Below are 8,779 nucleotides of genomic sequence, written 5' to 3'. Positions count from 1 at the left end.
CGCGGAGCCCCTCGGGGGGCTCGTCTTCGGGGTCTGCCCACTCCACATCACGAAGGGCGGTGCGCGCGGGGGCGGGGCGCCTGAGTACGCGTACTCAGGCGCCCCGCTACGAAAGGACTAATTCACCCGGGCCCGTGGGCGATCACGCGGGCCAGTACGTCCGGGACCAGCTCGACGCCCCCGGAGCGGGCATCCGGTGCCGGGCGATCCGGGACGGGTCGGACCACGCGTCCCGGTCCGCCGCCGCGGCCGGGGCGTCCGGGACCGCCGCGGCGCGCGCCTGGACCACCGCCAGTGCGGCGGCCAGCTCCTCGGGGGTCGGATTGCCCCGTACGACCTTGATCATCACAGCGGCGCTCCTTACAGCGGGATGTTGCCGTGCTTCTTCGGGGGCAGTGATTCCCGCTTCGTACGCAGCTGACGCAGGCCGCGCACCACGTGGGAGCGGGTGTCGGAGGGCATGATCACGGCGTCGATGTAGCCGCGCTCGGCCGCCGTGTACGGGTTGAGGAGGGTGTCCTCGTACTGCTGGATCAGCTCCGCGCGGGTGGCCTCGACGTCGTCGGCCGCCGCGATGGTCTTGCGGTGCAGGATGTTGACCGCGCCCTGCGCGCCCATGACGGCGATCTGCGAGGTGGGCCAGGCCAGGTTGAGGTCGGCGCCCAGGTGCTTGGAGCCCATGACGTCGTACGCGCCGCCGAAGGCCTTGCGCGTGATGATCGTGATGAGCGGGACGGTCGCCTCGGCGTACGCGTAGATCAGCTTGGCGCCGCGCCGGATGATGCCCTCGTGCTCCTGCTCGACGCCCGGCAGGAAGCCGGGGACGTCGACGAACGTCAGCACCGGCACGTTGAAGGCGTCACACGTGCGGACGAACCGCGCGGCCTTCTCGGAGGCGTGGATGTCGAGGCAGCCGGCGAACTGCATCGGCTGGTTGGCGACGATGCCGACCGGGCTGCCCTCGACGCGGCCGAAGCCCGTGATGATGTTCGGCGCGAACAGCGACTGCGTCTCGAAGAAGTCGGCGTCGTCCACGACGTGCTCGATCACCGTGCGCATGTCGTACGGCTGGTTCGCGCTGTCCGGGATGAGGGTGTCGAGCTCGCGGTCCTCGTCGGTGAGCGCGAGGTCGGCCTCCTCCGGGAAGGAGGGCGGCTCGCTCAGGTTGTTCGACGGCAGGTAGGACAGCAGCGACTTGATGTACTCGATCGCGTCCTTCTCGTCGCCCGCCATGTGGTGCGCGACACCGGAGCGCGTGTTGTGCGCGCGGGCGCCGCCCAGCTCCTCGAAGCCGACGTCCTCACCGGTGACCGTCTTGATGACGTCGGGGCCCGTGATGAACATGTGCGAGGTCTGGTCGACCATGACCGTGAAGTCGGTGATGGCGGGGGAGTACACGGCGCCGCCCGCGCAGGGGCCCACGACCAGTGAGATCTGCGGGATGACACCGGACGCGTGCGTATTGCGGCGGAAGATCTCCCCGTACATGCCGAGGGCCATGACGCCCTCCTGGATGCGGGCGCCGCCGGAGTCGTTGATGCCGATGACCGGACAGCCGGTCTTCAGCGCGAAGTCCATCACCTTCATGATCTTCTGCCCGAAGACCTCGCCGAGGGCCCCGCCGAAGACCGTGAAGTCCTGCGAGAACACGGCGACCGGGCGGCCGTCCACGGTGCCGTAACCGGTCACGACGCCGTCGCCGTACGGCTTGTTGGCGTCGAGGCCGAAGTCCGTCGACCGGTGCCGGGCGAACTCGTCCAGCTCCACGAAGGAGTCCTCGTCGAGCAGCAGCTCGATCCGCTCACGTGCGGTCAACTTGCCCTTGGCGTGCTGCTTTTCGACCGCGCGGGCGGACCCGGCGTGGGTCGCCTCGTCGATCCGGCGCCGCAGATCCTCGATCTTGCCTGCGGTGGTGTGGATGTCGATCTGCGCTGTCGGCTGTTCCAACTCGGACATCGGGATGCGGCTCCCTGCCTGCTTCGACGCTGCTCACGGGGACGGTTGGTAAAGGGGAGTGGGGCTACTGATTCGTAGCGTAGTGGCCTGAATACCGTTCAGCAGTGCGGTCTTTGCCACACCTAGGCTGGGTTGCATGACGCCGCGAGATGGTTCAGACGTACCCGCAAACCCCTGGTCCGACCTGGACCGACCGCCCCTGGCCGAGGCCGGGCTCCGCCGGTCCCTGCTCCGGGACGGCGGCCTCTGGTCGTCCGTGGAGGTGGTGCCCCGCACGGGGTCCACCAACACGGATCTGGTGCGGCGGGCCTCGCAGGGCCCCGTCGCGGAGGGCACCGTGCTCGTCGCCGAGGAGCAGAGCGCGGCGCGCGGGCGGCTCGACCGGAGCTGGTCGGCGCCGCCGCGCTCGGGCCTGTTCTTCTCGGTGCTGCTCAAGCCGGGGGAGCACGAGGTGCCGGTCGAGCGGTGGGGGTGGCTGCCGCTGCTCACCGGGGTCGCGGTCGCCACGGCGCTGTCCTCGGCGGCCGGTGTCGACACGGCCCTGAAGTGGCCGAACGACGTGCTGCTCACGGTCGACGGCGAGGAGCGCAAGGCCGGCGGCATCCTCCTGGAGCGGGCAGGCCCTGACGCCGTCGTGCTCGGCGTCGGCCTCAACGTGTCGCTGCGCGCCGACGAACTGCCCGTCCCGACGGCCGGTTCGCTCACCCTCGCCGGGGCGAAGGTCGCCGACCGCGAACCGGTGCTGCGGGCCGTGCTGCGGTCCCTGGAGAAGTGGTACGTCGAGTGGTGCGCGGCCGAGGGCGACCCCGCCCTGTCCCGGTTGCAGGAGGCGTACGCGGCGGGCTGCGCCACGCTCGGCCGCCAGGTCCGGGCGATCCTGCCGGGCGACCGGGACCTGGTCGGCGAGGCGGTGGCCGTGGACGGCGACGGCCGTCTCGTGATCGCCGCGGAGGGCGGGGGCCGGGAGGCGGTCGGCGCGGGCGACATCGTGCACCTGCGACCTGCGTAGGCACGTACCACCGGAGCCTCCGGGCCGACGCCACCCGGAAGCGGACGGAGTGACGTGGGGCACAGGTGCTGCCGTAGAGTTGAGCCCGGTCGATACCTGACCGCGGCAGATCGGAAGGGCAGCAGGCGTGACCGTCGACGACTCGGGCTCCGGCACGGGCTCTCCCACCGACCCCGAGAAGCCGGAAGGAGCGGAACCAGAAGAGGCAGAGGCCGAGGATCCGCTCGCTCTGCGGCTCGAAGGGCTCATCCTCGGGGCCGAGCGCAGATACACCCCGTTCCAGGCGGCGCGCAGCGCGGGCGTCTCCATGGAACTCGCCTCCAGGTTCTGGCGGGCCATGGGCTTCGCCGACATCGGCCAGGCCAAGGCCCTGACCGAGGCGGACGTGCTCGCGCTGCGGCGCCTCGCGGGCCTCGTGGAAGCGGGCCTGCTCAGCGAGGCCATGGCCGTCCAGGTCGCCCGCTCCACCGGACAGACCACGGCGCGCCTCGCCGAATGGCAGATCGACTCGTTCCTGGAGGGCCTCACCGAGCCCCCGGAACCCGGTATGACCCGCACCGAGGTCACGTACCCGCTGATGGAGCTGCTCCTGCCGGAGCTGGAGGAGTTCCTCGTCTACGTGTGGCGGCGCCAGCTCGCCGCGGCGACCGGCCGCGTCGTGCAGGCCGGTGACGACGAGGAGATGGTGGACCGGCGGCTCGCCGTCGGCTTCGCCGACCTCGTCGGGTTCACGCGGCTCACCCGTCGTATGGAGGAGGAGGAGCTCGGCGAGCTCGTCGAGGCCTTCGAGACCACCGCCGCGGACCTCGTCGCGGCGCACGGCGGCCGGCTCGTCAAGACCCTCGGCGACGAGGTCCTGTTCGCGGCCGACGACGCGGGCGTCGCGAGCGAGATCGCGCTGCGCCTGATCGAGACGATGAGCAACGACGAGACGATGCCGGAGCTGCGCGTCGGCATGGCGTTCGGCACGGTCACCACGCGGATGGGCGATGTCTTCGGCTCGACCGTGAACCTCGCGAGCCGCCTCACGTCGATAGCGCCACGGGACAACGTGCTGGTGGACGGCGCCTTCGCCCAGGAACTGATCAGGATCGGGGAGACGCCCACCTCCGAGGCGGAGGCCGCCGCCGAGGCGCAGCAGGCGAAGGAGGACGGCGAGGAGCCGCCCGCCTACCGGTTCGCGCTGCAGCCCATGTGGCAGCGGCCCGTGCGCGGCCTCGGCGTCGTGGAGCCCTGGACGCTGACCAGGCGCACCTGACAACCTTGGCGGTTAACTGGCGTTAACCGGAAGGGTGTGTCATGAGTGACGAGCGGCGGTTCGGGGAGTTCGTGGCGGTGCGCCGCCACGAGAGCGGGACGGTCGCCGAGCTGGTGCTCGACCGGCCGAAGGCGATGAACGCCGTGTCGAGCGACATGGCCCGCTCGATCACCGGCGCCTGCGAGGCGCTGGCGGCCGACCGGGACGTCCGGGTCGTCGTCCTCACCTCCAGCGCCGAGCGCGCCTTCTGCGTCGGCGCCGACCTCAAGGAGCGGAACTCCTTCTCCGACGCCGATCTGCTGCGCCAGCGGCCCGTGACCCGCGCCGCGTACACGGGCGTCCTGGAGCTGCCGATGCCGACGATCGCCGCCGTGCACGGCTTCGCGCTCGGCGGCGGCTTCGAGCTGGCGCTCGCCTGCGATCTGATCGTGGCCGACGGGACGGCCGTCGTGGGCCTTCCCGAGGTGTCCGTCGGCGTGATCCCCGGCGGCGGCGGTACGCAGCTCCTTCCGCGCCGCGTCGGGGCCGCGCGGGCCGCCGAGCTGATCTTCACGGCGCGCCGGGTGCGGGCCGCCGAGGCCGGGGAGCTCGGGCTCGTGGACCAGGTCGTGGAGGCGGGCGCGGACCGGGCGGAGGCGCTCGCGCTCGGCGCGCGGATCGCCGTGAACTCGCCGGTCGGCCTGCGCGCGTCGAAGAAGGCGCTGCGGCTCGGGCACGGCCTCGACATGCGGGCGGGCCTTGAGGTGGAGGACGCGGCGTGGCGGTCCGTGGCGTTCTCCGGGGACCGGGCCGAGGGCGTGGCGGCGTTCAACGAGAAGCGCAGCCCGCGGTGGCCGGGCGAGTGACGAGCAGCGGTCGCACCGCCGGGTCGACTGATTACGTTGCGTGACGTTCAATTGGCCTTGAACCCCGGGTCGGCGCACCGAATTCACCGAAATGTCGGAAAACTCCTTACTCTGGAGTGATGGGTGAGGACGTTCGGCTACGCGCCGTGGTGGAGCTCGCGCAGGGCATGGCCGCCGCGCGCAGCCCGCGGGACTCCTGGCGCGCGGCGGCGCTCGGCGCCTGCCGCGCGCTGTCCGGGAGCTTCGCCGCGCTCTCCGTCTGGGAGCGCGAGCGCGGCCGGCTGCGGGTGCTCGTCAACGTCGGGGAGCTGGCCGAGGGCGAGGAGGAGTTCCCCGACGGCGAGGGCTACCCGGTGCACCAATTCCCCGAGATCACCGAATTCCTGCACGAGCGGTGGGCCAAGGGCGGCGAACCGGACGCCTGGGTCGAGACGGCCGAGGGCCCCGTGGACCGGGCCGGCTACTGCCATCAACGGGTCGCCGCGCTACGACGCCGGGGCCGCGGCTGCTGCGTCGTCGCGCCGATCGTGCTGCACGGGCGGGCGTGGGGCGAGCTGTATGTGGCGCGGCCGACGGGGGCCGAGGTGTTCGGCCGCTTCGACGCCGACTTCGCCACGGTCCTCGCGGCGGTCGTCGCGGCCGGCATCGCGCAGACCGAACGCCTGGAGGAGGCCCGCAGGCTCGCCTTCACCGACGCCCTGACCGGCCTCGCCAACCGGCGCGCGGTCGACATACGCCTCGACGAGGCCGTCGAGCGGCACCGCGCCGACGGCTCCGTGGTCAGCCTCGTCGTCTGCGACCTCAACGGCCTGAAGCGGGTCAACGACACCTACGGGCACGCGGCGGGCGACCGGCTCCTCGAACGGTTCGGCTCGGTGCTCTCGCTGTGCGGGGCGATGCTGCCGGGCGCCCTCGCGGCGCGGCTCGGCGGCGACGAGTTCTCGCTCGTGGCCGTGGGGCCCTCGGCCGACGAGGTGGTCCGGGTGGGCGACGAGATCTGCTCCCGGGCCGCCGAGTTGGACCACGGCGACGGCGTCGCGTGCGGCATCGCCTCGACCGGGGACCCGATCGGCGAAGTGAGCAGCGCACGCCGCCTCTTCCGCCTCGCGGACGCCGCGCAGTACAAGGCGAAGGCGCTGCGCGCGGCGAAGCCCGTGGTGGCGGGGCGCGACGGCGGCCTGGCCGACCCGGTGGTCCGCCTCGCGGACTCGCCGCCGGCCCCGGGCGAGGGGGAGCGGCGGCGCATCAGGGGCCTGGAGCCCGACAAGGGCACCGAACGATAAGTGCCGCCCGGGCCGCGGCAGTTGCGGCCTACGCCTCGTACGCCCTGCCCCGGCGCACCGAGTACGTCACGAAGCCGACGCCCAGGCCGAGGAAGGCCGAGCCGCCGATCACGTACGGCGTCGTGTCCACCTGGCCCGTGTCGGCCAGGCGGAGTTGGCGGTCGGACCGCTCGGTGACCGCCGTGACCGTACGCTGCTGGTCCGCATGGGTGACATGCTCGGGGGTCGCCGTCGCTGTGGGAACGAACCACAGCGCGCCGAGGAGCGCCGCGGCGGCAGTGGCGGTGAACAGTGATCGACGTGCGGCAGACACGGAAGCGATCCCCCTTGTGGCGCTGGCGAATTGGCCGTGTGTGCTGATGTTAGTTAAAGACGCGGGTCACAGGAAAGTCACGGGGCGAATGGGTCGTACGCTCCGCCCATGAGCACTGATGACACGTCACGTTTTGTTCGCCTCAAGGTGGAATTGGTCCTGGAGGTCTCCGACGCGGAGGCACTGACCGGGGCCGCGCTGCAGCGCGTCGCGGAGGACGAGGAGACCGGGCCCGAGGAGCGGGCGCAGGCCGTGAGCGCCGTGGAGGAGGACGAGGCGGAGGCGGTCGCGTATCTCGTGGACCCCTTCGATCTGGTCGCCGATGTGCCCGGGGCGGAGCTCGTACAGGCCTCCTGGTCGAGCGAACAGGTCGATTACGACCCCGACTCGCCGGATTGGGACCTCGGCGAGGATGATGAAGAGGGGGAAGCAGAAGACGGCGTGTAGCGGTCCTCGAAACGGGAACCCTGGGCGGCAACCGCTGCCCGGGGTTTTGTCGTCCCTGGTGGGGGAGTCCCGACGTGGTCTTGCCCACACCGGCGGTTCTTCGGGAACGGGACGAACCGGTCACGACGTTGAGTGGGATACGAGGGGGCTGCTGTGTCCTCTTGGGCCTGCTGTCGACCGGGCTCGGGGCGGCCGACAGCAGGTGAATTCGGCGAAGTCGGGAAATTCGGCGACTATGGAGAAGCGTGTGATAACGGACGGTAAGCGGCGCAAGGGTCTGATGGCCGCGTCCGCTCTGCTCGGCGGTGTGCTCGTGCTGACGGCCTGTGGCGGTGGCGACGAGGGCGGCGGCTCGGGCAAGAAGGAGTCGCAGGCGCAGGCCGACGAGGCCGCGGCGAAGAAGACCTCCGAGGCCGACATCAAGATCGCGCCGAAGGACGGCTCCGACAACGCGAGCATCAACAGCGCCGCGAAGGTCACCGTGAGCAAGGGCACGCTCACCGATGTCGCCATGACCACGGCCGACGGCACGAAGGTCGAAGGCCAGATCTCCGCCGACAAGAAGAGCTGGAAGCCCACGAACCAGCTGGAGCGCGCGACGACGTACAAGATCGCCGCCGAGGCGAAGGACTCCGACGGCCGCGCGGCCCACGAGAACTCGCAGTTCACGACGGTGTCCCCGGCCAACAGCTTCATCGGCAACTTCACGCCGGAGGACGGCTCGACCGTCGGCGTCGGCATGCCCGTGTCGATCAACTTCGACAAGGCGATCAGCAACAAGGCCGACGTCCAGAAGCACATCACCGTGAGCTCCAGCAGCGGCCAGGAGGTCGTCGGCCACTGGTTCAACGACACCCGGCTCGACTTCCGCCCCGAGGACTACTGGAAGGGCGGCTCCACGGTCACCATGAAGCTCGACCTGGACGGGGTCGAGGGTGCGAACGGCGTGACCGGTGTGCAGCAGAAGACGGTCTCGTTCAAGATCGGGCGCGACCAGGTCTCCACGGTCGACGCCAAGACCAAGATGATGACCGTCACGCGGGACGGGAAGACCGTCAAGACCATCCCGATCTCCGCGGGCTCCCCCGACAACAAGACGTACGAGGGTCAGATGGTGATCTCCGAGAAGTTCAAGGAGACCCGGATGAACGGTGCGACGGTCGGCTTCACGGACGACGACGGCAAGGGCGAGTACGACATCAAGGACGTGCCGCACGCGATGCGCCTGTCGAACTCCGGCACGTTCATCCACGGCAACTACTGGGGCGCCAAGTCGATCTTCGGTGGCGCGAACACCAGCCACGGCTGCGTCGGCCTCCAGGACGCCAAGGGCGCCAATGACAGCAGCACCCCGGGCGCCTGGTTCTACAACAACTCGATGGTCGGCGACGTCGTCGTCGTGAAGAACACCGGCGACAAGACGGTCGCGCCGGACAACGGGCTCAACGGCTGGAACATGAGCTGGTCGCAGTGGACGGCCGGGTCCGCCGAGTAATCGACCGGGTCGTACCCGGCGGGGGTCTCATGGCGTTCTCATGACGGCCTCACGCAACCCTTACAACACCGCCATACCGTTTCGCCGCAGCGGGAGCCGGGGCCGCCACCCCGCCCCCGCGCCCGCCGGTTACAGAGCAAAAACCCCCCAAGGGGTGTGGCATTTAAAAAAAA

At 70.7% G+C, this 8,779-nt stretch carries 9 protein-coding genes; 6 read left to right on the top strand and 3 right to left on the bottom strand.

Going from position 1 to position 8,779, the window contains the following annotated elements; all coding sequences use genetic code 11:
* Window positions 1-142 precede the first annotated feature (142 nt).
* Entirely contained in the window at window positions 143-349 is a 207-nt protein-coding gene (locus ACFV9W_RS24715) for an acyl-CoA carboxylase subunit epsilon (RefSeq protein WP_385764469.1), read from the bottom strand.
* Between the two features lie 11 nt (window positions 350-360).
* Entirely contained in the window at window positions 361-1,956 is a 1,596-nt protein-coding gene (locus ACFV9W_RS24710) for an acyl-CoA carboxylase subunit beta (RefSeq protein WP_385764467.1), read from the bottom strand.
* 136 nt (window positions 1,957-2,092) lie between these two features.
* Between ACFV9W_RS24710 and ACFV9W_RS24705 the strand changes: the two genes are divergently transcribed.
* The 4 genes from ACFV9W_RS24705 (at window position 2,093) to ACFV9W_RS24690 (ending at window position 6,351) form a co-directional block, all read left to right on the top strand.
* A complete protein-coding gene (locus ACFV9W_RS24705) occupies window positions 2,093-2,965 on the top strand; it encodes a biotin--[acetyl-CoA-carboxylase] ligase (protein ID WP_385764465.1) in 873 nt (290 codons plus the stop codon).
* 127 nt (window positions 2,966-3,092) lie between these two features.
* Entirely contained in the window at window positions 3,093-4,223 is a 1,131-nt protein-coding gene (locus tag ACFV9W_RS24700) for an adenylate/guanylate cyclase domain-containing protein (protein WP_385764463.1), read from the top strand.
* A gap of 41 nt (window positions 4,224-4,264) precedes the next feature.
* Window positions 4,265-5,068, top strand: a complete 804-nt coding sequence (locus ACFV9W_RS24695) for an enoyl-CoA hydratase/isomerase family protein (protein WP_385764461.1) — start codon at window positions 4,265-4,267, stop codon at window positions 5,066-5,068.
* Between the two features lie 119 nt (window positions 5,069-5,187).
* A complete protein-coding gene (locus ACFV9W_RS24690) occupies window positions 5,188-6,351 on the top strand; it encodes a diguanylate cyclase domain-containing protein (RefSeq protein WP_385764459.1) in 1,164 nt (387 codons plus the stop codon).
* A 28-nt stretch (window positions 6,352-6,379) separates the two neighbouring features.
* Here the strand turns inward: ACFV9W_RS24690 and ACFV9W_RS24685 are convergent, their stop codons facing one another.
* Window positions 6,380-6,664, bottom strand: a complete 285-nt coding sequence (locus ACFV9W_RS24685) for a hypothetical protein (RefSeq protein ID WP_385764457.1) — start codon at window positions 6,662-6,664, stop codon at window positions 6,380-6,382.
* Between the two features lie 108 nt (window positions 6,665-6,772).
* Here ACFV9W_RS24685 and ACFV9W_RS24680 point away from each other — a divergent pair, with 108 nt between their 5' ends.
* Together ACFV9W_RS24680 and ACFV9W_RS24675 are read left to right on the top strand one after the other, a co-directional pair.
* Window positions 6,773-7,111: a hypothetical protein gene (locus ACFV9W_RS24680; protein WP_385764455.1), complete on the top strand. Its 339-nt coding sequence runs from the start codon at window positions 6,773-6,775 to the stop codon at window positions 7,109-7,111.
* A gap of 235 nt (window positions 7,112-7,346) precedes the next feature.
* Window positions 7,347-8,606 (top strand): Ig-like domain-containing protein, encoded by a 1,260-nt coding sequence (locus ACFV9W_RS24675; RefSeq protein ID WP_385764453.1) that lies wholly within the window; start codon window positions 7,347-7,349, stop codon window positions 8,604-8,606.
* The last annotated feature ends 173 nt before the right edge of the window (window positions 8,607-8,779 follow it).

The organism is Streptomyces sp. NPDC059897 (assembly GCF_042730865.1).
GTDB lineage: Bacteria > Actinomycetota > Actinomycetes > Streptomycetales > Streptomycetaceae > Streptomyces.
Note: the sequence above shows the minus strand (reverse complement) of the source record. Positions and strands in the feature narration are given on the sequence as shown.